This is a genomic window from Promicromonospora sp. NPDC023805 (assembly GCF_040639635.1).
Taxonomy (GTDB): Bacteria; Actinomycetota; Actinomycetes; order Actinomycetales; family Cellulomonadaceae; genus Promicromonospora.
The window spans coordinates 48958-71838 of sequence record NZ_JBFAAH010000030.1; the positions used below are offsets into that span (position 1 = coordinate 48958).

A 22881-nucleotide genomic window follows, 5' to 3' on the forward strand; every position below is an offset into this window, starting at 1 on the left:
TGCCGGATCGGCGACGTTCGATCACTATGGTTCCGGCGCTCTGCCTACGCTGTGCGCCATTCTGTCCGGATCGTCGCTTCGACTCGTACGCGAAGTTGTACGCGAAGGTCTAACCAAAGTCCACTAAAGTACGCGGAAGGTTCGAGATGACGTATGCCCCGGCACCCCCGGGCCCGGGTCAGGCTCTCCCCGAGCCGGTGGCCACGCGGCTGCGCCGACCTCGTTGGCGTGACCCGCGCCTGCTGACCGGCGTCGTCATCGTCGCGGTGTCGGTGGCCCTCGGCTCGTGGGTGGTCTCGTCGGCGAGTCGCACCGTCCCTGCGTTCGTCGCGGACGGTGCGCTGACGCCTGGTGAGCCCCTCACGGCCGACGGGCTCCGTGCCGTGGACGTCCGGCTCGGTGCCGGGACGGGCCGGTATCTCCCCGCGGACGAGCCGCTGCCCGCCGACCTCGTGGTGCTTCGTGTGGTGGACGACGGCGAGCTGGTCCCGCTGACCGCGCTCGGCGCCGATGCCGGCGTCCGGTCCGTGGCGGTGCCGGTCGCCTCCGGCCTCTCGGACCGGATCCGTGCCGGCGCGGTGGTGGACCTCTGGTTCGTGCCGGACGCCCCGATCGCGCCGGACGCCGCCGCCGACAAGCCGGCGCCGAGCACGCTCGCGCGGAACGTCGTCGTCGAGCAGGTGGATGCCGACGAGGGCGGGATGATCGTCGACGGCACCGTGACCCTGCACGTCCTGGTCCCGGCGGACTCGCTCCCGACGGTGCTGAGCGCGCTGTCGGACGCCGGCACGGTCGCCGTCGTGCCGGTGGCGGGTGACGTCGGATGAGCGAGGAGCGGGCGGTCACCGTGCTCGTGGCGGTGCACGCGCCCGAGGTGGAGGCGGACGCCGTCACCGTGCTCGGCGCGCAGCCGCGGGTGACCGTGGCGCGCCGGTGCGCGGAGCTCGCAGAGCTGCTCGCGGCGGCAGAGGCCGGGGCGGGGACGGCCGCCGTCGTCTCCGGGGACCTGCCGGGCCTGGACCGGGAGGCGGTCGCACGGCTGCGCGGCGCGGGCCTGCGGGTCGTGGCCCTGGAGGACCGGGCGACGCCCGCGGGACGCCTCGCGGGGCTGGGGTGCGACGTCGTGGTGGCCGAGGGGGACGCGGAGAACCTCGTCGCCGCGGTGCGTGGCGACGCCCCGGAGGTAGCGGCACCCGTCGCCGCCCTGCCGGACCTCGGAGGCAGGCCCGGCACTATCATCGCGGTCTGGGGTCCCGTCGGGTCGCCCGGCCGGACCACCACCGCCATCGAGCTCGCCGCGGCCCTCGCCGGGGTCGGGACCGCCGCGCCGCGCCGCTCCGGCCTGCTGCGCCGGCCGCGTCCGGCGGCGCCGCCGAACGGCGCTCGTTCGGTCCTGCTGGCCGACGCCGACACGTACGCGTCGTCGGTCACCTCTCGCCTCGGCCTGCTCGACGACGCACCGGGGCTCGCCGCTGCGGCCCGCGCGGCAGGTCAGGGTGTGCTCGACGTCGTGACGCTCGCCCGGCACAGCCCGGTGGTGCTGCCTGGCGTGCGGGTCCTGACCGGCATCACCCGCGCATCCCGGTGGCCGGAGCTGCCCGCGGCCTCGCTGGACATGGTGTTCCAGCGGTCCCGCGAGCTCGCTGCGTGGACCGTCGTCGACTGCGGCCCGGTCCTCGAGACCGACGAGCACCTCATGTACGACACGCGTGCGCCCCAGCGCAACGGCGCGACCCTGAGCGCCCTGCAGGCGGCCGACATCGTGGTGGTGGTCGGCGGGGCGGATCCGGTCGGTCTGCAGCGCCTGGTGCGAGGGCTGGAGGACCTGCGCGACGCGGCCGTGCCCGTGCCCGCGGCACGGCTCGTGGTGGTGAACCGGGTACGCGACTCCGCCGTCGGGCGGCGGGCCGAGTCCCAGGTCCGTGACGCGCTCGCGCGGTACGCGGGGGTCGACGACGTGCACCTCGTGCCCGACGACCCGGCGGGCCTGGACGCCGCACTGCTGGCGGGACGGGTGCTCGCCGAGTGCGCCCCCGGCTCCCCGGCACGGGCCGCGTTCGTGGGGCTCGCGAGCCGGGTGCGGGAGCTGGTGCCCGCCGCGGTCTGACGGCCCCGGCCGGGACCTCTTCTCGGGAGCTCCCGCGTAACGATCGGCCCGATCGGCGCGGCTCGGCGGCGGAAAAGTGACATCCGGCGCTAGGTTGTGGGCGTGGCCGCCATGACGAAGGACAACTACGCCGACGACCTGCGTCTGGCGCACGTGATCGCCGACCAGGTCGACTCCATCACCATGTCCAGGTTCAAGGCGCTGGACCTCAAGGTCGAGACCAAGCCGGACCTGACGCCGGTGACCGACGCCGACCGGGCGGCCGAGGACTTCATCCGCGGTCAGCTCGCTCGTGCCCGCACGCGCGACGCGATAGTCGGGGAGGAGTACGGCTCCGCCGGCAACGGTGCGCGGCGCTGGATCGTCGACCCGATCGACGGCACCAAGAACTTCGTACGCGGCGTTCCCGTATGGGCGACGCTGATCGCCCTCGCCGACGGCGAGGACGTGGTCGTCGGCCTGGTCAGCGCGCCGGCACTGGGCCGCCGCTGGTGGGCCGCCAAGGGTTCGGGCGCGTGGACGGGCAAGTCCCTGGCCGCCGCCTCGCGGATGTCCGTCTCCGGCGTGTCCCGGATCTCCGACGCGTCCTTCAGCTACGCGTCCCTCGGCGGCTGGGAGGAGCGCGGCTCGCTCGACGGGTTCCTCAACCTGACGCGGGCCTGCGCGCGCACGCGCGGGTACGGCGACTTCTGGTCGTACATGCTGGTGGCCGACGGCGCTGTCGACATCGCCGCGGAGCCCGAGCTCGAGGTGTACGACATGGCGGCACTCGTGCCCATCGTCACCGAGGCCGGCGGCACGTTCACGTCCCTCGAGGGCAAGCCAGGGCCGTGGGGCGGCAACGCGATCGCCACGAACGGCAAGCTGCACAAGGAAGCGCTCGACTACCTGGCGTGAGCGGTGGTCGGCTCTGGCTGGGGCGGCCGCGGTATCTCGGAACCCGCGGCCTTCGCCGTCAGGTCGCGTCAGGCGCGCGGGATGTTCTTGATCTCGCTCCAGTCGTACCAGAGCAGGTCCCGGTCGGTGACCCGCTCCAGCGCCGCGTCCAGCGCGGTCTCCGACTCCGCGCCGACGTCGGCGGTCGCCTCGGCGTCGCTCTCCTCGTCCGCTGCCGCGAGCACGTCCGCGATATCGGCGGCGGCTTCGAGCTCGTCGACGTGCACGCAGACGATCGCCACGTTCTCGACCGTGCTGAGGACCTCGATCTCCGAGGCGACCGCCTCGTCGTCGTCAGGGTCGCCGGAGCCCTGTACCGGGCCGACGGCCGTGTCCGGCACCTCTACCGTGATGACCACGCGCTGGTGCGCGGCGTCAGGACGGCCGGCGATCAGGGCCAGGGAGTCGTCGGCGGCGTTCAGCGCGGCGATGTACTCGAGCCCCTCGCCGTCCTCGTCGGGGAGGCCGGCCTCGAGGTCCTTCGTGACGGCGTGCACGCGGCGCGGGGCGACGGTCCAGCGGGCAGCCCTGGAGGTGTGGGTGACGGCGTCGAGCTCGTCGAGCGTTGCGGGCACGTAGATGCGCATGTGCTCAGTCTGCCGTGTGCTGAGCCGAGCGCGAGCCCCGGCGGGCACGCGGGTCCGGTGGCGATGTCGGCGGGTGCCCGTACTCTCGTGTGCGGCGCCGTGGCAGGGGCGCCGAGGGCAGGCACTGCAGTCGAGGGCAGGAGACGAGATGGGCGCCAAGACAGCGATGCTGGTGTACGCGGACGGCGACGTGGCAGAGGGGCTGGCGGACGCGGCGGAGTTCGCCGACGAGGCGGGTGCGGCCGAGCTGCTCGGGCTGCTGTGGCCGCCCGCACGGATCCAGCCGGACGGTGAGGGGCTGTGGGAGCTCGGCGACGCGGTGTTCCCGCCGCAGGGTCGGGCGTGTGCACTGTCGACGCCGGCGGTGGACGTCCTGTGCGACCAGGCGCTCATGCTCGACCGGCCGTCGCAGCTGCCCGCGCACCTGGTCGACGCGAGCCTCGGCCGCACGCTCTACCTGCACGCCATGCACAGCGCCGTCGACTGGTTCGCCTTCGCGGTGTGGCGGGACGGCGCGCTGGTGCGTTCGCTGAGCCTGTCGCCCGACGACGGGGTGCTCGAGGACACCGGGGACCGGCTCGCGTTCGAGGAACCGTTCTGGGCGGGCAGGCATCCGGCCCCGGCCGGCACCGCGTACCCGTTCCCCTTCCACCCGCTGGTCCTGGGGGAGCACGCGCTGCAGGAGTTCTTCGGTTTCAGCGGCGACGGCGCCGAGGACGGCGGTCCGTCCGCCGGACGGCTGGACCCGTGGGCCGTCGAGCTGTTCGGCTTCCAGGTCGTGTAGGCGTCGCGCAGGCAGGCACCGGACAGACCCGCTCGACAGATCGCCGAAAGACTCGTACATTTGTTCGAGAGCGAGGAGGTCTGTCATGTCCGAACCCACTGTTACTACAGAACCCGCAGTCATCCCCATGCTGTCCTACCAGGACGGTGTCACCGCCATGGACTGGCTCATCGAGGCCTTCGGCTTCATCGAGGCGGAACGCTGGCTGGACGACGACGGCCATCTCTCCCACGGTGAGCTCGACGCCGGTGGCGGGCGCGTGATGCTCTCGGAGCTCGCGTCCTACGAGGGCCCCGCGGCGCACCGCAAGCACTGCACGGCGGCGGACGCATGGCTGTCGACGCCCTGGGTGATCGACGGGGTGCTGGTCCGCGTCACCGATATCGACGCCCACTTCGCCCGAGCGCAGGCGGCCGGCGCCGGACTGCTCTCCGACATCGAAGAGGCCCCGTACGGCAGGCTGTATCGCGCCGAGGACGTGGAGGGCCATCGCTGGATGTTTCTCGAGCCGTGAGTCCAGCCATGAGCCCAGCCGGGAGCCTCAGGCGACGGGTACCGCCCCACGCGCCAGCCGGTCGACGCGGCGCAGCGCGTCCGGGAACCGCGCCTCGCCGGCCATGGCGCGTACCAGGGCCGCGGCGTCGTCGACCGGCATGCCCGACGCCGTGACGTACAGCGGCCGGGCCGAGAGGCCGCGCAGCACCTCGGCGGCATGTGTCGCAGTGCGGAACCGGGTCTTGGCGACACCGACGACGACGCGAGCCAGGCCGGCGGAGGCCACGTGGGCGCCCAGCCCCGGGCTCCCCTCGGGGTCGAGGTCCACGTACCCGTCGACGATCAGCAGGTCCACCGGTGCGACGCCGGACAGGACCCGCTCAAGGGCCGGCAGCTCGCGCTCGTAGAACCTGCCGGGCCGGTACGCCGCCACCTGCTCGACGAGCACCGTACGTTCGTCGACGAGGGTGGTGAACGCGGCGTCCTCGGCGACGACCAGCGCGGCCCGCGCCCCGCCGTCGTCCAGGTACTGCACGTCCACCGCGCCGTAGCGCGAGCTGTCGGTCACGGTCAGGCGTCCGAGCCGGTCCGGGACGAGAGCAGACGGCGGAACGAGGTGAGCCGGGCCGCGCGGGCAGGCCGTTCGTCCTCCGGGGAGGCCTCTATCCAGTCGTCGAGCGCGCAGTCCGGCGCGTCCTCGAGGTGCGTGCAGCCTCGCGGGCACTCCTGGGCCACGTCGTCGAGGTCGTCGAACGCCCGCAGCAGGTGCGAGACTTCGACGTGGGCGAGCCCGAAGGAGCGGACGCCCGGGGTGTCGATCACCCAGCCGTCGAAGGCATCGGAGAGCTCGTCGGACGACGGCGACACGGGCAGGGCGAGCGCGACAGCGGACGTCGAGGTGTGCCGGCCGCGGCCCGTCACGTCGTTGACCACGCCGGTCGCCCGCTTGGCCTCCGGCACCAGGGCGTTGATCAGCGTGGACTTGCCGACGCCGGAGTGGCCGACCAGCACGGACACGAGGCCGCGCAGCTTGCCGCGGACCTCCTCGACGGACTCGGGGGCCAGGATCATGCCGCCGGCCGACTGACCGGCGACGTTCGCCCGGTCGGCCTCGTCGCTGGACGCCTCCCTGCGGGTCACGACCACCTCGACGCCGAGCGGCTCGTAGAGCTCGCGCAGCACGTCAGGGGAGGCCAGGTCGGCCTTGGTCAGGCAGAGCAGGACCGACATGCCGGCGTCGTAGGCGGCGACGACGCAGCGGTCGATCATGCCGGTCCGCGGCTCGGGCTGGGCCAGCGCCGTGACGATGACCAGCTGGTCCGCGTTGGCGACGACTATCCGTTCGTACGGGTCGGTGTCGTCGGCGGTGCGGCGCAGCGTCGACGTCCGCTCCTGGATGCGCACGATCCGGGCGAGCGAGCCCTCGCCGCCCGACACGTCGCCCACGACGTCCACCCGGTCGCCGACGACCACGCGGGTGCGGGTCAGCTCCCGGGCCTTCATCGCGGTCACGATCTTCTCGCCGGACGTCCCGGCCGCATCGGAGTCCTTGACCAGGAGCGTGTACCGCCCGCGGTCCACGCCGGTGACCAGGCCGGTCACGGCGTCGGAGTGTTCGGGGCGCTGCTTGGTGCGGGGGCGCGAGCCGCGCTTGGACGGCCGGGAGTGGAAGTCCGACTCGTCGATGCCGCGGCGGCCCATCAGGCGGGTCCCATCAGCAGACGCCCATCAGGAGGCCGAGCCGAGCATGCGGAGCCACATGCCGGTGAAGTCGGGCAGCGTCTTCGCCGTCGTGCCGACGTTCTCCACCCGCACGCCGGGCACGCGCAGCCCGAGCAGCGCGGCGGACGTCGCCATGCGGTGGTCCGCGTAGGTGCGCACGATGTCGCCACGCAGCGGCCGGGGGGTGATCACCAGGCCGTCGCGGGTCTCCTCGGCCTGCCCACCGAGCCGCGTGATCTCGCGGGCCAGCGCCGACAGCCGGTCGGTCTCGTGGCCACGCAGGTGCGCGATCCCGCGCAGCCTGGAGGGGGAGTCCGCGAGCGCGGCCAGCGCCGCGAAGGTGGGTGCGAGCTCGCCCCCGGCACGCAGGTCGACGTCGATCCCGTGGATCTCGCCGGTGCCCGTCACGGAGAGGACGCCGTCGGCGAGGGTGTAGGTGCCGCCCATGCGCTCCAGCAGCTCGGGAACCATGGCGCCGGGCTGTGTGGTCAGCGTCGGCCAGCCGGGGATGCGGACGGTGCCGCCGGCCACCAGCGCGGAGGCCAGGAACGGCGCCGCGTTGGAGAGGTCGGGCTCGACGCGGACGTCGCGGGCGGCGATCGGCCCGGGGGAGACGCCCCACATGCCGTCGCGCGAGTCGTCGACCACGACGCCGGCGTCGCGCAGCGTGGCGACCGTCATCTCGATGTGGGGCAGGCTCGGCAGCGTGGCGCCGATGTGCCGCAGCGTGAGGCCACGCTCGAAACGCGCGGCTGCGAGCAGGAGGCCGGAGACGAACTGCGAGGACTCCGAGGCGTCGACGTCGACGGCGCCACCCGGCACGCTGCCCCGGCCCTCCACGGTGAACGGGAGGTGGGTGGGCAGATCGGCGGACTCCGACCCGGCCTCAGGGTCGTGCACCGTGATGCCGAGGGTGCGGAGCGCCGCCAGCACGGGCAGCATCGGGCGGACGCGGGCCTCCGGGTCGCCGTCGAACCGGACCGGGCCGTCGGCGAGCGCCGCGAACGGGGGCAGGAACCGCATGACGGTTCCGGCCAGGCCGGTGTCCACCTCGGTACCGCCGGCCACCGGGCCGGGTGTCACGTGGAGGGTGCTCGGGTGGTCACCCACCTCGATGCGGGCGCCCAGGGTGCGCAGGGCGCGGATCATGAGGTCGGCGTCCCGGCTGCGCAGAGCGCCGCGCAGGGTGCCAGGCCCCTCAGCGAGCGCCGCGAGCACCAGGAGCCGGTTGGTGAGCGACTTGCTGCCGGGTATCTCGACCGTCGCGTCCAGCGGGGCGCCGGCCAGCGGCGCCTCCCATGTCGGTGCGGGCGCGGTGGTGGAGGAAGTCATGTGCCGAGATTATCGCGGACCGTGCCGGATCAGCGGCTTCGTGTCGCCGTGCGTCAGACCTTGACGACGGCCGCTTTTGCCTCCGCGCGCGCGGCACGTGCCTGCTGGACCCGCCAGGACAGCCCCGGCCGGCCTTCGAGGTCGGCACCCGCGATGAGGGCCGCACCCACGGAGGCGAGGTTGTGCAGGAACCGGTCGGTGCGCACTGGGCGTTCTTCCTTCGGTGCGGTGAAGGGCTGGTTCACCACGGCGAGCGGCAGCGTGAGCAGGGCCAGCGCGAGCGCGGAGGCGCGCGGCGCCTTGCCGAGCGCGAGCAGCGTGCCCGCGGCCGCGGTGGCGATCCCGTGTGCGCGGACGAGCGTGGTGACCTGCTTCTCGCTGAGCGGCTCGGCGCCCAGCGCCTGGGTGGCCAGGGCGGAGCCGGACCTGGCCGCGGCCACGTGCTCGCTCGGGTTCCGGGCAGCCTGCACTCCGTCGTAGATGAACGATGAGGCCAGCAGAGGTCGCGCGATGTGTCGAAGCAGCATGCCTCCACCTTGGCAGATGAGGGCGACGAATGCAGCAGGATGGCGGCACGGAAACACACCGGGAATTCGGCGCCGGGGGCGAGGGTTGAACCCGTCGTGGAGCGATGCCTCGAGAAGGATCTGGTGAAGAGCAGGGTGATCGACACGGTGACGGATACAGCGGCCGGCACGGCGGCCAGCATGGTGACCAGCGGAGCGATCGGCGCGGGGACGAACCCGATGTCGGGCGTGACCGCGGGTTCGACGTCGGGTGCGCAGGTGCCGCCCGTGATGTTCGGCGCGGTCCCGCCGCACCTGCTCGGCACCTCCGTTGACCAGGTGCTGTCCTCGGCGAAGGCCACGGCGGACGCCCTGTCGGCGGCCCTGGCGAACACGGGCTGGCCGACGAGGCTAGGCTCGAGTGCGATGACTGACACTTCCCGCGAGCAGAACCAGGGTGCCGACGAGATCGGCACCGATGCCGGGGCGCGCCCCGACAAGAGCGCGAGCGAGGGTGTTGTCGGATCCACGGAAGCGACCGCGGCCGAGAGCACCACTGAGCCCAGCACCGTGACCAGCCCGGGGACCACCACCGCGGGCGAGGACATCGACGACGAGAGCACCGAGCGCTCCCCGCAGGAGGAGGACTCCGCGGCTCGCGCCGCGCGGTTCGAGCGGGACGCCCTGCAGTACCTCGACCAGCTCTACTCCGCGGCGCTGCGCATGACGCGCAACCCCGCGGACGCCGAGGACCTGGTGCAGGAGACGTTCGCCAAGGCGTTCGCGGCCTTCCACCAGTACCGGCCGGGCACCAACCTGAAGGCCTGGCTGTACCGCATCCTCACGAACACGTTCATCAACAGCTATCGCAAGAAGCAGCGCGAACCGCAGCAGTCCCAGGCGGAGGACGTCGAGGACTGGCAGATCGCGCGCGCGGCGTCGCACACGTCGCGCGGCCTGCGCTCTGCGGAGGTCGAGGCGCTGGACCGGCTGCCGGACAGTGATGTGAAGCGGGCGCTCGCCGAGCTCCCGGAGGATCGTCGGATGGTCGTGTACTACGCCGACGTCGAGGGCTTCCCCTACAAGGAGATCGCCGAGATCATGGGAACTCCGATCGGGACGGTGATGTCCCGGCTCCACCGCGGACGACGGCAGCTGCGTGAGCTCCTCGCCGACTATGCCGCCCAGCGAGGACTCGTCAGCCAGGCGCCCGGAGGTGCGCAGTGAACAACATCAAACCCATCCCGCACGACACGGCGGGGGAGTCCGAGTGCGAGCACGCACTCAAGCACCTCTACGAGTACCTGGACTCCGAGATGACGCCGGAGGACGAGACGCGCATGCGCGCGCACGTCGCCCACTGCTCGCCGTGCCTGGCGGAGCTGAGCGTCGAGGACCTCGTGAAGCAGCTGGTGCGCCGCTCCTGCAGCGAGCGCGCGCCGGACACGCTGCGCGTGCGCATCCACGAGCAGCTGACGGTCATGACCGTCGCCGAGTGACCTGTCCGGGTGGCCTGCCTCGCTGACCGCAGGCGGGTATGACGAAGGGCCGGGACCCAATGGGTTCCGGCCCTTTCGCGTGCCCAGCTGGGCGGCTCATGGTCCTGACGGACGCTTGAGCCAGCTCAGGCGTTGGGACGCTTGCCGTGGTTGGCGGCCGAGCCCTTGCGGCTACGGCGCTTACGACCGCGCTTGCTCATGGGTGTCTCCTGACAGGTGACGGACTGAATGGCTCCATGATCCCACAGATCGTGAGGTTGTCCGGCCGTAAGGGTTGCCGGACGAGCAAACGCGATATATCGTGACTGAGGTCAACGCGATATATCGCGTTGAGGCAGCGACGGTCCGAGCCAGTCACGAGCAGTGGAGGAACCCATGAGCGCAGACAGCTGGACCGTCACCGGTCCGCAGACCATCGAGCTGGACGGTGTGACCAGCGTCGACGCTCATGTCGTGGACGGCCGGCTCGATATCGTGGCGCACGACGAGCCAGTGGTCCGGGTCGAGGTGCACTCGGTGGAGGGCCGGTCGCTCGAGGTACGCCTCGAGGCGGGTCGCCTGGTGATAGAGCACGAGAGCGGCCTGTCCGGCTGGGGCTCGTTCATGAAGCGGTTCGCCGACTTCGGCGGAAAGGCCCGGGCCGACATCCACGTAGCGGTACCGGCCGGAACCTCGGTGCGGCTCGGCACGGTCCGCGGTGAGGGCCTCCTGGCCGGTACGACGGCGGGTGCGTCGGCGTCCACCGTCTCCGGGTCGCTGCTGGTCTCCCGCACTGCCGGCGACCTCAAGCTGAACACCGTCTCCGGCGAGGTCACGGTCCGCGATCACGTCGGAGACGTCACGAGCAACACCGTGTCCGCCGACGTCGTGGTGAGCGCTTCTGCCGACTCGGTCACGTCGTCCTCGGTGTCCGGGGACGTGACGTTCGACCTGATGAACCAGCCGCACTCCGTCCGGGTCAACACCGTGTCCGGGAACATGCTCCTGCGGGTGCCGGACGAACGGGCCGTCGAGGTCTCTGTGCAGAGCGTCAGCGGGCGGGTGACGCTGGGCGGCCTGCAGTTCACCGGCGGTGGCTCGAAGGTCGTCGGCGGCGACCGGTCGGCGGGATCCGGCGTCATGCACCTGCGCGTGACCGGCGTCTCCGGCGACGTCACGGTGATCGGCGGGCCGCAGGACGCGGCGGCCGATGCTCCGTCCGGCACCGTGCCCGCGGACCAGTCGCCCGTGGAGCTGTAGTGCCTCCGGTGTTCGCCCACGGGGAGCTGCGCCTCTACCTCCTGGTGCTGCTCCTGGACGGGCCCCGGCACGGGTACGAGCTCATCACCGAGCTCACCCGGCGCTTCGGCGGTACCTACCGCCCCAGTGCGGGGACCATCTATCCGCGCCTGGCCCGGCTCGAGGAGGAGGGCCTGGTGCGCCGTTCCGTCCTGGGTGCCGGGTCCGGGGCGGGGACGGCGGGCGGGCCGGGCCCGCACGGTTCGACGGGGTCACCGGGTGCCGGCCGCAAGGCCACCTACGAGCTCACCCCTGCCGGCCGCGCGGAGATCGACGCCCGGCTCGACGACGTCAGGCGGCTGGAGCGCAGCGTGGCCGAGACGGTGCGCAGCCTGGCGGACGAGGTACGGGCCGACGTCCGCGACACGATGCGAGGCCTGCGGGCCGAGCTCGCGGCGGCCGCGCAGGAGGTCCGCACTCGGCCGCGTCCGGGCGCCGCGCCCGACCCGCGCCGCACGCAGTCCAACTCCCTGCGGCACGACGCCGAGGCGGTCCTGCAGCGGTTCCGTAACGACGTCCTGGCCGATCTGCGCGAGGCGGACGTCGCCGGTACGGTGTCCGCGCTGACCGTGGAGACGCTCCGCACAGTTCTCGACTCGGCACGTTCCGCGATCCGTGGGACGCTGCCGCACAGCACGACCTCTCCGCCGCGTCGTGCGGACCGAAACCCATGAATCCATCCGAACTCCCCAGCAACCTCCCCAATGAAGGAGCACAGCGATGACCACCGAGTCCTGGAGCGTGGCCGCCCCGCAGACCATCGAGGTCGGCGGCGCCTCGACCCTGATCGTCCGCCTGACGAACGGCCGCGCGGAGATAGTGGCCGACCCGAACCGCACGTCCGGCGCCCTCGTCGAAGTCATCGAGGTATCGGCGCGGCCGCTGCAGATCCTCGCTGAGCACGGCAACCTCCGGGTCGCGTACGACTTCCCGGGACTCGAGGGCTTCGTGGACCGCTTCCGCGGCCTCAAGGACCAGGATGCGGCGGTCGTCAGGGTGACCGTGCCCGCCACGTCGGTGGTGGACGTCGCCACGGTCGGCGCCGAGGTAGTGGTGACCGGGTCGCGGTCCGGGGTCAACGTGAAGACCGCGGGCGGCGCCATCACCGTGACCGGCACCACCGGGTCCGTGACCACCAAGTCGGGCACCGGAGCGGTCACCGTCGCCGAGCACGCGGGCGACGTATCGGTCTCGACGGTCTCCGGCGCGGCGTCCGTGGTGGGCGCCCTGGGCCGGGTGTCCGTCCAGACGGTGTCCGGCGCGGTCGACGTCACCGCCATCGGCACCACGCCGCTCGTCAACGCCAAGACGGTCTCCGGCCCGGCAGCGGTGCAGCTCGACGCCGGGTCCCCGGTCAACCTCCGTGCGCGCAGCGTCACGGGCAAGGTGGTCATCGACGGGGCGCAGGCGACGTCCAGCGCGCAGCGCACCGTCGTCGTCGACCACGCGGAGCCGGGCGCTGCGGCGTACATCTCGACCAACACCGTCTCGGGAACGGCCACGATCACCCGCGGCTGACTCCGAGGTAGAAACCGGGCCGGGGTGCTGATCAGCACCCCGGCCCCAGTTTTTACCTCGGCATCTGGGTCAGGCTCAGGCGACCTCGTCCTGGGGGAGGCCCAGCCAGTTGTGCCAGCCCGTGTGCAGCACGAGCCACGCCATCAGGCCGTAGCCCGCCTGGCCGGGGTACACGCCTCCACCCTGCGCGAGGTCGGCGAGCCACTGCTCGTGCTGCGCGAGCGGCGTGTACGTGTCGACGTACGGCACCCGGCGCCGGTTGGCGACGTCGGCGAACGCGTCCGACAGCTCTGCGATCCGGCTGCCCTCAGCGGGCAGCCCGGGCGGCGGCCCGACGACGAACGCCGCCGTCCGGTTCGCGTCCGCGACGTCGAGGATGTTCGCCAGGTTCAGCCGCGAGCGCGCGACGGTGAGGCCGGAGGCGACGTCGTGCCGCCCCAGGGCCACCACCAGGCGGTTCTCGACCTCGGAGTCCGAGCCGAACCGCGTGGCGGTCTCCGCCTCCCAGCGGGCGCCGAGCTGCGTGCTGGTCTCGCCGGGTACGGCGAGGGTGAAGAGCATGGCGGGCCGGGAGAAATGGGTGCGTGCGAGGACGCGACCGGTCCAGCCGAGCGCACGAGCGTCTCCGACACCCGTGGCCAGCTCGTCACCGACGACGCAGATGCGCACCTCGCGATCCTGCAACGGACTCTCCTTGCCTGTTCCCGGCAGCCTGGCGGACGGCCGGTTCCCCATTGTGATGCACGGACAGTGGCCGAACAGCGCCAACGCGCCGACGCGTGTGCGCCCAGGTCAGAACCGGAGACACTTTGGCGGCGCCGTCGGAGCGGCGCCGCCGGTGCGGGCCGTCAGAGCAGCGTCATCCCCCAGCGGACGGCGTGCCGCTCGCCCGGAGCGAGGTGCACGAGCCGCTCGCGCGTGCGGAACGCGTCGGCGGCGCAGCTCATCGGCTCGGCGGCGAGGCCCATCCGACGGCGGTCCGGTGAGATGTGGTCGCCCGTGCAGACCTGCCAGACGTCCTGCGACTCGTCCATCCAGACCGCGGACGTGCGGCCGTCGGGGGCGGTCAGGTGGGCCCAGGAGAGGCCGCCGCCGTCGCGCACGACGTCGACGTACGCGTCGTCCAGGTCCAGCCCGGCCGCGCTACGCGGCTCACGCAGGTCAAAGGTGCCCGACGCCGGCTCGGTGCCGGTCGGGAGCAGCCGCTCGTCCGTCGTGACGCGGGTGGCAGCGTCGAGGCGGACCGTGCACTCGTCCAGGTTCGCGCCGCCCGTCGAGAGCCACGGGTGGAACCCGCACCCGTAGGGCGCAGTGCTCGCTCCGACGTTCGTGACGTCGAGGGTGACCTCGAGGCCCGCGTCGGAGAGGGCGTAGCGGATCTGCGCGACCAGCTGGAACGGGTAGCCCGGCCGGGCGACCAGCTCGAGCTCGAGGGTCACGGCGGAACCCGTGTGCTCGATCACCGACCAGCGGTCCCACGCCGCGAGCCCGTGCAGCGCGGTGTTGCGCGCGGGCTCCGTGACGGGCAGCTGGTGCGTCTCGCCGCCGTACTCGTAGGAGCCGTCGCGGAGCCGGTTCGGCCAGGGGATCAGCACGGCGCAGTTGAACACCGGGCTGATCTCGTCCGCCCTGAAGGGCACCACGACGTCGCGGCCGTCGACCGAGTACTCTCGCAGCGCCGCACCCACCTGGGTAACCGTCGCACGGTGGCCTTCATGGCTGATCCGGAACTGGTCCCCGGAAGGATGGGGCCTGGCCGCAGCAACGGGAGGAATTTCTGTCGTCACACTCACACCGTAACCGTAGGGCAATTTTCGCCTGCGCCACGTAGCGTGAGACAGCAGACTGGGGGTCGACTTGGACACATGTCCAACGACCCCGCTAGAAACAGGACCCGAAGGCCGGTCCTCGCGGGCATGTCTGCCCGCCCCATAAGCAGGAGGAACGATGGAACAGCAGGTACTCGGACGGACCGGTCGGCTCGTATCGGCTGTGGGCCTGGGCACCTGGCAGCTCGGCGCTGACTGGGGAGAGGTCAGCGAGGGCGACGCCCGCGCCGTCCTCGAGACCTCGCTCGAAGCCGGGGTGACCTTCTTCGACACCGCTGACGTCTACGGTGACGGCCGCAGCGAGCAGGCGATCGGCTCCTTCCTCAAGGACCACGCCGACGCCGGCATCACCGTCGCCACGAAGATGGGCCGGCGTATGGACCAGGTGCCGGAGAACTACGTGCTCCAGAACTTCCGGGAGTGGACCGACCGGTCCCGGCGGAACCTCGGCGTCGACCGGCTGGACCTGGTGCAGCTTCACTGCCCGCCCACGTCCGTCTACTCCTCGGACGCCGTCTACGACGCGCTCGACCAGCTCGTGTCCGACGGCGCGATCGCCGCCTACGGCGTGAGCGTCGAGAAGACCACGGAGGCGCTCGAGGCCATCGCGCGGCCCAACGTCGCCAGCGTGCAGATCATCCTCAACGCGTTCCGGCTCAAGCCGCTCGACGAGGTGCTGCCGGCGGCCTCCGCTGCTGGCGTCGGCATCATCGCGCGCGTGCCGCTCGCGTCCGGCCTGCTCTCCGGCAAGTACACCAAGGACACGGTGTTCGCCGAGAACGACCACCGCAACTACAACCGCGAGGGCGCCGCGTTCGACGTCGGCGAGACGTTCTCCGGCGTGCCCTACGAGGTGGGGCTCGAGGCCGCCGCCCGGTTCACGGAGCTCGCGCGCGAGCTCGCCGGCGAGAGCCTGACCCCGGCGCAGGCCGCGATCGCCTGGGCCTGGCAGCGGCCGGGCGTCTCCTCCGTGATCCCGGGGGCGCGCAACGTCGACCAGGCCCGCGCCAACGCCGCGGCCGGTCAGGCGGAGACGCTGGGCCCGCTCTTCATGTCCGGCGTGCGGGAGATCTACGACGAGATGATCAAGGAGCACGTCCACGACAAGTGGTGAGCTTCAGCGCGTGACCTGAGAAGGGGTGAGCCGGACTACCGGCCCACCCCTTCTCGTCTCGGGCGGACCCCTCCGGGGCGCGTCACCGCTCCGGGCGGAAGACGCAGAACTCGTTGCCCTCCGGGTCGGCGAGCACGTCCCAGAACACATGCGGGTCGGGGGAGTCGGCACGCCCCATGAGCAGCGTGGCGCCCGCGTCGAGAAGGCGCTCGGTCTCGCCCCACACGTCCCAGTGGATGCGGTTCTTCACGGTCTTCGGCTCGGGTACCGGGATGAAGAGCATCAGCCAGGGCAGCCCGCCGCCGGGCTCCAGCCGGTACCACGGCCGGTCGGGGTACCGCTTCGGCTCCACGCCGAACCGCTCTCCCCACCAGGCGCTTGCGGAGGCCGGGTCGGCGGAGTCCACGACCAGCGCGTAGAGGCGATAGCCGCCCACCGCCGCCGACCGGCGCGGGAACGCGCAGAGCTCGCCGCCCTCGGGGTCGCGCATGACCGTCCAGTCCTCGCGCGCGACCTCCGGCGTGGCGCCGAGCGCCCGGAGCTCGTCGACGGTGGCGTGCAGGTCCAGGTGCACCCGCTGTTTCACGGTGCGCGGTTCGGGGACCTGGTTGATCCAGACCGTGTGCTCCGGGACGTCGTCCTCGAGCACGAACTCGGCCGCGGAGTCGCCGGCCGGCCGCGATCTGAGCCCCAGGGCCGCTGACCAGAAGGCGGCGAGCGTCGGCCCGTCGGTGGCGTCGATGACCAGGTCCTTGAGGGCTGCGTCTGCCATCACGCCAGCGTACGGCGAGCGACGTCGGCTCGGGAGAGCAAGAGAGGCGGGCATCCCCCGAAGGGATGCCCGCCTCTCACGCAGCTGTCAGCCGCGCGTGAAGGCCTGCTCGAGGAGCGTCTTCTGCTGCGCCTGGTGCAGCTTGGCGGTACCAGCGGCCGTCGATGCCGACGCCGGGCGGGAGACCACCTTGACGTACGGCATGTCCAGCGGCAGGGCCAGGTGGATGAAGCCCCACGCACCCTGGTTCTGCGGCTCGTCCTGCACCCAGACCAGCTCGGCGCCGTCGTACTTGGCGAGCTCCGCGCGGAGCTGCGCCTCCGGGAACGGGTACAGCTGCTCGAGGCGGACGATGGCCACTCCCTCGTCGCCGCGCTTGGTGCGCTCGGCGAGGAGGTCGTAGTACACGCGACCCGTGCACAGGAGCACGCGGTTCACCTTGGCCGGGTCGGCCACCGAGTCCGCGATGACCTCCTGGAACGTGCCCGACGTGAAGTCCTCCACCGAGGAGGCCGCCGCCTTGAGGCGCAGCAGCTGCTTCGGCGTGAACACCACGAGCGGACGGCGCGGACGGGCGTACGCCTGGCGGCGCAGCAGGTGGAAGTACGACGCCGGGGTGGACGGCTGCGCGATCGTCAGGTTGTTCTCCGCGCCGAGCTGGAGGAACCGCTCGATGCGGGCGGACGAGTGGTCCGGACCCTGGCCCTCGTAGCCGTGCGGCAGCAGCATGACCACCGACGACGACTGACCCCACTTCTGCTCGGCGGACGAGATGAACTCGTCGATCACCGTCTGGGCGCCGTTGACGAAGTCGCCGAACTGCGCCTCCCAGAGCACCAGGGCGTCCGGGCGCTCCACCGAGTAGCCGTACTCGAACCCGAGTGCGGCGTACTCCGACAGCGAGGAGTCGTAGACCCAGAACTTGGCCTGGTCGCCCGACATGTACAGCAGCGGCGTCCACTCGGCGCCGGTCTCCCGGTCGTGCAGCACCGCGTGCCGCTGCACGAACGTGCCGCGGCGGGAGTCCTGCCCGGCGAGGCGCACCGGGGTGCCCTCGTCGAGCAGCGAGCCGAAGGCGACGAGCTCGCCGAAGCCCCAGTCGATGCCGCCTTCCTTCGCCATGAGCTGGCGCTTCTCGAGCATCTGCGCGAGCTTCGGGTGGATCGTGAAGCCCTCGGGCGGCGTGGTGTGCACGTCGCCGACCCGCTGCAGCATCTCCGGCGAGATCGCCGTCTGCCAGCCCACCATCGTCCCGGCGTCCTCACGCTGGGACTCGGGGCGCTCCAGGCCGGCGAGGTGCTCCGTCTGCGGTGCGGGCGTGAAGCCCGACTTGGTCTCGGTGAAGACCCGCTCGAGCTGCGACTGGTAGTCCTGCAGCGCGCCCTCGGCCTCTTCGACGGTGATGTCACCGCGGGCGACCAGGTTCTCGGTGTACAGCTTGCGCACCGAACGCTTGGTCTCGATGAGGTTGTACATGAGCGGCTGCGTCATCGACGGGTCGTCGCCCTCGTTGTGCCCGCGGCGGCGGTAGCAGATGAGGTCGATGATGACGTCCTGGCCGAACTGCTCGCGGAACGCGAAGGCGAGCTCGGCGGTCCGCACGACGGCCTCCGGGTCGTCGCCGTTCACGTGCATGACCGGGACCTGGTAGCCCTTGGCGACGTCGGTCGCGTACGTGGTCGAGCGCGACGCCGTCGGGCCGGTGGTGAAGCCGACCTGGTTGTTGACGACGACGTGGATCGTGCCGCCCGTGCGGTACCCGCGCAGCTGCGACAGGTTCAGCACCTCTGGCACGACGCCCTGGCCCGCGAAGGCCGCGTCGCCGTGCACCAGGATCGGCAGCACGGAGAAGCCGTCGCCGCCGAGGTCGATGCGGTCCTGCTTGGCGCGCACGATGCCCTCGAGCACCGGGTCGACCGCCTCGAGGTGCGACGGGTTGGCAGCGAGGTAGACGCGCGTGGTGGCGCCGGACTCCGACGTGAAGGTGCCCTCGGTGCCGAGGTGGTACTTCACGTCGCCGGAACCCTGGACGCTCTTGGGGTCGAGCTGGCCCTCGAACTCCTTGAAGATCTGGCCGTAGCTCTTGCCCGCGATGTTCGCCAGCACGTTCAGGCGGCCGCGGTGGGCCATGCCGATGCCGACCTCGTCGAGGCCGCCCTCGGCGGCGCGCGACAGGATCGCGTCGAGCAGCGGGATCAGGGACTCGCCGCCCTCCAGCGAGAAGCGCTTCTGCCCGACGAACTTGGTCTGCAGGAACGTCTCGAACGCCTCGGCGGAGTTCAGCCGGCGCAGGATGCGCAGCTGGTCCTCGCGCGGCGTCTTGGCGTAGCCCGCCTCCAGGCGCTCCTGGAGCCACTTGCGCTGACCCGGGTCGGCGATGTGCATGTACTCGATGCCGATGGTGCGGCAGTACGAGTCACGCAGCAGGCCGAGGACGTCGCGCAGCGTCGCCTTGGGCTTGGGCCCGAAGCCCGCAGTCGGGAACGTGCGGTCCAGGTCCCAGAGCGTGAGGCCGTGGTTCTGGATGTCCAGGTCGGGGTGCTTGCGCTGCCGGTAGGCGAGCGGGTCGGTGTCCGCCATGAGGTGGCCGCGCGAGCGGTACGACTGGATGACCTCGGCGATCTTGGCCGGCTTGGCGGCCTCGACGTCGGCGTCGACCGTGTTGTCACGCACCCAGCGGACGGGCTCGTACGGGACGCGCAGCGCCGCGAAGACGCGGTCGTAGAAGCCGTCCAGGCCGAGCAGCTTCTCCGAGATGATCTTGAGGAACTCGCCGGACTGGGCGCCCTGGATGATGCGGTGGTCGTAGGTCGACGTGATCGTCATGACCTTCGAGATACCCATCCGGGCGAGCTGCTCCTCGGACGCGCCGGCGAACTCCGCCGGGTAGTCCATGGCGCCGACGCCGACGATGGTGCCCTGGCCCTGCATGAGGCGCGGCACGGAGTGCACTGTGCCGATGCCGCCGGGGTTGGTCAGCGTGATCGTGGTGCCCTGGAAGTCCGGCACGGCCAGCTTGTTGCCGCGGGCCTTGCGGACGAGCTCCTCGTAGGCAGCCCAGAACTCGGCGAAGTCGAGCTCCTCGGCCTTCTTGACGCTCGGCACGAGCAGCTGGCGGGAGCCGTCCGGCTTGGCCATGTCGATCGCGAGACCGAAGCCCACGTGCGCGGGCTGGTTCACGCCCGGCTTGCCGTCCACCGGCTCGTAGTGCGCGTTCATGACCGGCATGTCGGCCAGCGCCTCGACCAGCGCGAAGCCGATGAGGTGCGTGAACGAGATCTTGCCGCCGCGACCACGCTTGAGGTGGTTGTTGATGACTATGCGGTTGTCGACCATCAGCTTGGCGGGCACGGCGCGCACCGAGGTGGCGGTGGGGACCTCGAGCGAGGCCTCCATGTTCGTGACCACGCGCGCGGCGGGGCCGCGCAGCTTCTGGATGTCGTCGACGGCGTCCGGGTGCGCCACGGGGCGCTCGAACGTGTCCGCGTAGTGCGTGGTGGGTGGGGTGGCGATCGGGTTCGCCGGGTTGACCTTGGGGTCGGCGGGCAGGCGCTTCTTACGCACCTTCTGCGCTGCCTCCGAGGCGGCGGTGCCGCCGGTCACCGGGGTGGCCGACTGCCGGGCGGGAGCCGCGGCGGGGGCCGCCGGAGCGGACGCCTGGCTTGCCTGGGCCGCACCTGCGCCGGCTGGAGCCCCGTCGGCCGGCGCTGCGTCGGCCGGAGCCTTCGGAGCCGCCGCCGGTGCGCCGTCCTTGGTGGAGCCGTTCTCGCCGGGGGTGTAGTCGGCGAAGAAGTCCCACCACGCGGGGTCTACCGCGTTCTTGTCCTTGAGGTACTGCTGGTAGAGCTCGTCGACAAGCCATTCGTTGGCTCCGAATGACGAGCTCGCCACGCTGATCGACTCTGAACCAGCCTTAGGGGACACGCGCGGATCGCCCACCTTCACCACAGTTGCGTTCGTCGCGCGCCACCCTTGTCGCAGCACGCGAAGCCCGAATGTTTTCGGACCCTCCAAGGGTAGGCCCTTATCGCCCGCCGGTGGGCTTGGCCGCACGGGCCCTGCGGGGCACGACGGCGCCAAAGAAGTTGGTTCGTCATGTTTATCGCACGCTGAGCAAAACCCGGGCAACGTTCGGCCTGGAAGTCCCCAACGCGGCGTTACGGCGCTCCGTATGGGGCGGCCAATCTTTGGGGCGTGTGACAGAAATCACGGGACTCCGTCTCACGCTCTGACCGCTCGCGCCCCTAGGCTTCTCCGTTTCTCACGGGAGGCGACCGGGTCGGTCCGTGTGATCAGTCCGCGTGCGTGGTGGAGACGCCCGGTGCCGGGTGCGCCCGCGCCGGGAGGGTGACCCGCATCGTCGCGCCCCGGTCGGAGTCGACCACCTGGACGTGCCCGCCGTGCAGCTCGACCGCCCAGCGGACGATGGCCAGGCCGATCCCGGTGCCCCCGCTCGACCCGACGGTGCTCCCGACAGTGCTGCCGCCGAACGTGTCGTCGGAGGACCCGTTCCGGCCCCTGCCGTCGGTCCGGTCCGCCGTCGACCCGGTGCCGCGCACGAACCGCTGGAAGATCCGCTCGCGGTCCGCTGCGGCGATACCGGGACCCTCGTCGCTGACCTCCAGCACGACGTCGGCGCCCTCGGTGCTGTCAACGGGGTAGGCGTCCAGGCGGACGACGCCGCCCGGCGGCGAGTGCCGGATCGCGTTCTGCAGCAGGTTCATGACCACCTGGTGGAGGCGTTCGGCGTCGCCCTCGATGGAGAGGTCCTCCGGCGTGACGTCGACGACGTAGTGGAGGTCCTTGGCGGCGTCGACCATCGAGAGGTCCTCGGCGCAGTCCTCGAGGAAGTCGCCGACGGCGATCTTGCCCACGTTGAGCGCCGAGGCGCCCGCCTCGATACGCGAGAGATCAAGCAGGTAGGTGACGAGCCGGGTGAGCCGGTCCGTCTGGGCGAGCGCCTGCTCCAGCGCGGACGGCGTGGGCTGGACGACGCCGTCGACCATGTTCTCCAGCTGCGCCTTGAGCGCGGCGACCGGGGTGCGCAGCTCGTGCGACACGTTGGCGATCAGGTCGCGGCGGGTCTGCTCGACCGAGGCCAGGTCCTCGGCCATGCGGTTGAAGGCGTGCGCGAGCTGCCCGACCTCGTCGCTGCTCGTCGCGCGCACCCGGCGGGTGTAGTCGCCGTCCGCCATGGCCTCGACGGCCTCGGTGATCTCCCGCAGCGGCGACGTCATACCGCGGGCCAGGACCTGCGTGAGCAGCAGCGACAGGATGATGGCCAGGGGGAAGGTGCGGCTCGGCCCCAGGGATGCCTGCAGACCGAGCCACGTGATCAGCACCGCCGCCGAGACCGTCACCGCCACCAGCACGCCCAGCTTGATCTTGAGCGAGCGCAGCGGGTCCAGCGGCCGCACGTCGGGGACGCGGGGTACGTGCGGTCTCATCGAAACGCCTCGGTTACTGGTTGGCCTGGTTGGCGGGCGGCTCGAACGCGTACCCGACGCCGTGCACTGTACGGATCAGGTCGGGGCCGAGCTTGCGGCGCAGGGCCTTGATGTGGGAGTCCACGGTGCGCGTGCCGCTGGCATCCGCCCAGTCCCAGACCTCGGCGAGCAGGCGCTCGCGCGTGAGCACGGTCTTGGGCGACCCGGCGAGCATGACGAGCAGCTCGAACTCGGTAGGAGTCAGGTGGACCTCCTCGCCGCCGCGGTAGACGCGGCGCTGGGCGCGGTCCACCGTGACGTCGCCCATCATCATGGGCGGGTCGGCCGGCGTCGTGGCGGCGGCCTGCGCCGCACGGTCCACGCGGCGCAGGAGCGCCTTGATCCGGGCCACGAGCTCGCGCATCGAGAACGGCTTGGTCATGTAGTCGTCCGCGCCGACGCCGAGGCCGACCAGCATGTCGGTCTCGTCGTCCCGCGCGGTGAGCATGAGGATCGGCGTGGGGTGCTCGGCCTGGATGCGCCGCGTGACCTCGAGCCCGTCGATGCCTGGCAGCATCACGTCGAGCACCACGAGGTCGGGGCGCAGCCGTGAGGCGGCGTCGACGCCGGACAAGCCGTCGCGCGCGACCTCGACCCGCCAGCCCTCGGCGGACAGCCGCTGAGCGATGGCGGTCGCGATCGTCGGCTCGTCCTCCACTACGAGCACGGTCGCGCTCTGCTGACCGGTAGTGGCTGCGGCCGACGCCGGACCGGGCTGCTGCGAGGCCCCAGACGGCTGGGGGTTACCAGATGACATAGGTCAATCATGCCCGTACCTACCTGATAAGACCCTGATAACGGCCTGACTGCGTGTCCGCGCGCCCGGTGGCTCATGCGCGCAGCCCTTCCAGGACGATCCCGGTACGATCTATCGCACGATGATCGAGCGATATCCCGACCGAAGATCCTGGAAGAA

The 22881-nt window shown here is 71.7% G+C and carries 22 protein-coding genes; 11 read left to right on the forward strand and 11 right to left on the reverse strand.

The window, feature by feature from the left end:
• Positions 1–146: 146 nt before the first annotated feature.
• The 3 genes from AB0F70_RS23580 to hisN all read left to right on the forward strand — a co-directional run bounded on the left by AB0F70_RS23580 (position 147) and on the right by hisN (position 3004).
• Positions 147–827: a hypothetical protein gene (locus AB0F70_RS23580; protein WP_357454241.1), complete on the forward strand. Its 681-nt coding sequence runs from the start codon at positions 147–149 to the stop codon at positions 825–827.
• Positions 824–2107, forward strand: coding sequence for a hypothetical protein (locus AB0F70_RS23585; protein WP_357454244.1), 1284 nt, complete (start codon positions 824–826; stop codon positions 2105–2107). Before AB0F70_RS23580 ends, AB0F70_RS23585 begins: the two co-directional genes overlap by 4 nt.
• A 111-nt stretch (positions 2108–2218) precedes the next feature.
• Positions 2219–3004: a histidinol-phosphatase gene (hisN, locus tag AB0F70_RS23590; RefSeq protein WP_357454331.1), complete on the forward strand. Its 786-nt coding sequence runs from the start codon at positions 2219–2221 to the stop codon at positions 3002–3004.
• A 68-nt stretch (positions 3005–3072) separates the two neighbouring features.
• Here the strand turns inward: hisN and AB0F70_RS23595 are convergent, their stop codons facing one another.
• Positions 3073–3630, reverse strand: coding sequence for a hypothetical protein (locus AB0F70_RS23595; protein ID WP_357454247.1), 558 nt, complete (start codon positions 3628–3630; stop codon positions 3073–3075).
• Positions 3631–3778: 148 nt separating this feature from the next.
• On the opposite strand from AB0F70_RS23595, the gene AB0F70_RS23600 reads away from it, so the two are divergent.
• Together AB0F70_RS23600 and AB0F70_RS23605 are read left to right on the forward strand one after the other, a co-directional pair.
• Positions 3779–4414 (forward strand): hypothetical protein, encoded by a 636-nt coding sequence (locus tag AB0F70_RS23600; RefSeq protein WP_357454250.1) that lies wholly within the window; start codon positions 3779–3781, stop codon positions 4412–4414.
• Between the two features lie 85 nt (positions 4415–4499).
• Complete coding sequence (locus tag AB0F70_RS23605) at positions 4500–4928, forward strand: VOC family protein (RefSeq protein ID WP_357454253.1); 429 nt, start codon at positions 4500–4502, stop codon at positions 4926–4928.
• Between the two features lie 27 nt (positions 4929–4955).
• Here AB0F70_RS23605 and AB0F70_RS23610 read toward each other — a convergent pair whose 3' ends face one another.
• The 4 genes from AB0F70_RS23610 to AB0F70_RS23625 are packed head-to-tail and all read right to left on the reverse strand — an operon-like array spanning position 4956 to position 8490.
• Complete coding sequence (locus tag AB0F70_RS23610) at positions 4956–5477, reverse strand: endonuclease V (RefSeq protein WP_357454256.1); 522 nt, start codon at positions 5475–5477, stop codon at positions 4956–4958.
• A gap of 2 nt (positions 5478–5479) precedes the next feature.
• On the reverse strand, positions 5480–6610 hold the full coding sequence (locus AB0F70_RS23615; protein ID WP_357454260.1) for a ribosome small subunit-dependent GTPase A: 1131 nt from the start codon (positions 6608–6610) through the stop codon (positions 5480–5482).
• A gap of 27 nt (positions 6611–6637) precedes the next feature.
• Positions 6638–7963, reverse strand: coding sequence for a 3-phosphoshikimate 1-carboxyvinyltransferase (gene aroA, locus AB0F70_RS23620; RefSeq protein ID WP_357454263.1), 1326 nt, complete (start codon positions 7961–7963; stop codon positions 6638–6640).
• A gap of 53 nt (positions 7964–8016) precedes the next feature.
• Positions 8017–8490 (reverse strand): DoxX family membrane protein, encoded by a 474-nt coding sequence (locus AB0F70_RS23625; protein ID WP_357454266.1) that lies wholly within the window; start codon positions 8488–8490, stop codon positions 8017–8019.
• 405 nt (positions 8491–8895) lie between these two features.
• Here AB0F70_RS23625 and AB0F70_RS23630 point away from each other — a divergent pair, with 405 nt between their 5' ends.
• The 5 genes from AB0F70_RS23630 (at position 8896) to AB0F70_RS23650 (ending at position 12764) form a co-directional block, all read left to right on the forward strand.
• Positions 8896–9696, forward strand: coding sequence for a sigma-70 family RNA polymerase sigma factor (locus tag AB0F70_RS23630; RefSeq protein WP_357454334.1), 801 nt, complete (start codon positions 8896–8898; stop codon positions 9694–9696).
• Complete coding sequence (gene rsrA / locus AB0F70_RS23635) at positions 9693–9968, forward strand: mycothiol system anti-sigma-R factor (RefSeq protein WP_357454269.1); 276 nt, start codon at positions 9693–9695, stop codon at positions 9966–9968. The genes AB0F70_RS23630 and rsrA overlap by 4 nt, the downstream gene beginning before the upstream one ends.
• Positions 9969–10343: 375 nt before the next feature.
• Complete coding sequence (locus AB0F70_RS23640; RefSeq protein WP_357454273.1) at positions 10344–11207, forward strand: DUF4097 family beta strand repeat-containing protein; 864 nt, start codon at positions 10344–10346, stop codon at positions 11205–11207.
• On the forward strand, positions 11207–11920 hold the full coding sequence (locus tag AB0F70_RS23645; RefSeq protein ID WP_357454276.1) for a PadR family transcriptional regulator: 714 nt from the start codon (positions 11207–11209) through the stop codon (positions 11918–11920). Before AB0F70_RS23640 ends, AB0F70_RS23645 begins: the two co-directional genes overlap by 1 nt.
• A gap of 46 nt (positions 11921–11966) precedes the next feature.
• Positions 11967–12764: a hypothetical protein gene (locus tag AB0F70_RS23650; protein WP_357454279.1), complete on the forward strand. Its 798-nt coding sequence runs from the start codon at positions 11967–11969 to the stop codon at positions 12762–12764.
• Positions 12765–12839: 75 nt separating this feature from the next.
• Here the strand turns inward: AB0F70_RS23650 and AB0F70_RS23655 are convergent, their stop codons facing one another.
• Positions 12840–13448: a GDSL-type esterase/lipase family protein gene (locus AB0F70_RS23655; protein ID WP_357454282.1), complete on the reverse strand. Its 609-nt coding sequence runs from the start codon at positions 13446–13448 to the stop codon at positions 12840–12842.
• 164 nt (positions 13449–13612) lie between these two features.
• A complete protein-coding gene (locus AB0F70_RS23660; RefSeq protein ID WP_357454285.1) occupies positions 13613–14557 on the reverse strand; it encodes an aldose 1-epimerase family protein in 945 nt (314 codons plus the stop codon).
• A 154-nt stretch (positions 14558–14711) separates the two neighbouring features.
• On the opposite strand from AB0F70_RS23660, the gene AB0F70_RS23665 reads away from it, so the two are divergent.
• A complete protein-coding gene (locus AB0F70_RS23665; protein WP_357454287.1) occupies positions 14712–15707 on the forward strand; it encodes an aldo/keto reductase in 996 nt (331 codons plus the stop codon).
• 82 nt (positions 15708–15789) lie between these two features.
• Here the strand turns inward: AB0F70_RS23665 and AB0F70_RS23670 are convergent, their stop codons facing one another.
• The 4 genes from AB0F70_RS23670 to AB0F70_RS23685 form a co-directional block, all read right to left on the reverse strand.
• Positions 15790–16479 (reverse strand): VOC family protein, encoded by a 690-nt coding sequence (locus AB0F70_RS23670; RefSeq protein WP_357454291.1) that lies wholly within the window; start codon positions 16477–16479, stop codon positions 15790–15792.
• An 87-nt stretch (positions 16480–16566) separates the two neighbouring features.
• On the reverse strand, positions 16567–20370 hold the full coding sequence (locus AB0F70_RS23675; RefSeq protein WP_357454294.1) for a multifunctional oxoglutarate decarboxylase/oxoglutarate dehydrogenase thiamine pyrophosphate-binding subunit/dihydrolipoyllysine-residue succinyltransferase subunit: 3804 nt from the start codon (positions 20368–20370) through the stop codon (positions 16567–16569).
• Positions 20371–20771: 401 nt separating this feature from the next.
• The gene (locus AB0F70_RS23680; RefSeq protein ID WP_357454296.1) at positions 20772–21926 is read right to left on the reverse strand and encodes a HAMP domain-containing sensor histidine kinase; all 1155 of its coding nucleotides are present in this window, start codon (positions 21924–21926) and stop codon (positions 20772–20774) included.
• Positions 21927–21939: 13 nt separating this feature from the next.
• Positions 21940–22722 carry a response regulator transcription factor gene (locus tag AB0F70_RS23685; protein ID WP_357454299.1) on the reverse strand — a complete coding sequence of 261 codons (783 nt, stop codon included), beginning with the start codon at positions 22720–22722 and terminating at the stop codon, positions 21940–21942.
• Positions 22723–22881 lie beyond the last annotated feature (159 nt).

Coding starts and splice junctions, on each gene's coding strand:
- AB0F70_RS23580 (WP_357454241.1), top strand. CDS start 147: ATGACGTATGCCCCGGCACCCCCGGGCCCGGGTCAGGCTCTCCCCGAG.
- AB0F70_RS23585 (WP_357454244.1), top strand. CDS start 824: ATGAGCGAGGAGCGGGCGGTCACCGTGCTCGTGGCGGTGCACGCGCCC.
- hisN (WP_357454331.1), top strand. CDS start 2,219: ATGACGAAGGACAACTACGCCGACGACCTGCGTCTGGCGCACGTGATC.
- AB0F70_RS23595 (WP_357454247.1), bottom strand. CDS start 3,630: ATGCGCATCTACGTGCCCGCAACGCTCGACGAGCTCGACGCCGTCACC.
- AB0F70_RS23600 (WP_357454250.1), top strand. CDS start 3,779: ATGGGCGCCAAGACAGCGATGCTGGTGTACGCGGACGGCGACGTGGCA.
- AB0F70_RS23605 (WP_357454253.1), top strand. CDS start 4,500: ATGTCCGAACCCACTGTTACTACAGAACCCGCAGTCATCCCCATGCTG.
- AB0F70_RS23615 (WP_357454260.1), bottom strand. CDS start 6,610: ATGGGCCGCCGCGGCATCGACGAGTCGGACTTCCACTCCCGGCCGTCC.
- aroA (WP_357454263.1), bottom strand. CDS start 7,963: ATGACTTCCTCCACCACCGCGCCCGCACCGACATGGGAGGCGCCGCTG.
- AB0F70_RS23625 (WP_357454266.1), bottom strand. CDS start 8,490: ATGCTGCTTCGACACATCGCGCGACCTCTGCTGGCCTCATCGTTCATC.
- AB0F70_RS23630 (WP_357454334.1), top strand. CDS start 8,896: ATGACTGACACTTCCCGCGAGCAGAACCAGGGTGCCGACGAGATCGGC.
- AB0F70_RS23640 (WP_357454273.1), top strand. CDS start 10,344: ATGAGCGCAGACAGCTGGACCGTCACCGGTCCGCAGACCATCGAGCTG.
- AB0F70_RS23650 (WP_357454279.1), top strand. CDS start 11,967: ATGACCACCGAGTCCTGGAGCGTGGCCGCCCCGCAGACCATCGAGGTC.
- AB0F70_RS23665 (WP_357454287.1), top strand. CDS start 14,712: ATGGAACAGCAGGTACTCGGACGGACCGGTCGGCTCGTATCGGCTGTG.
- AB0F70_RS23670 (WP_357454291.1), bottom strand. CDS start 16,479: ATGGCAGACGCAGCCCTCAAGGACCTGGTCATCGACGCCACCGACGGG.
- AB0F70_RS23680 (WP_357454296.1), bottom strand. CDS start 21,926: ATGAGACCGCACGTACCCCGCGTCCCCGACGTGCGGCCGCTGGACCCG.
- AB0F70_RS23685 (WP_357454299.1), bottom strand. CDS start 22,722: ATGTCATCTGGTAACCCCCAGCCGTCTGGGGCCTCGCAGCAGCCCGGT.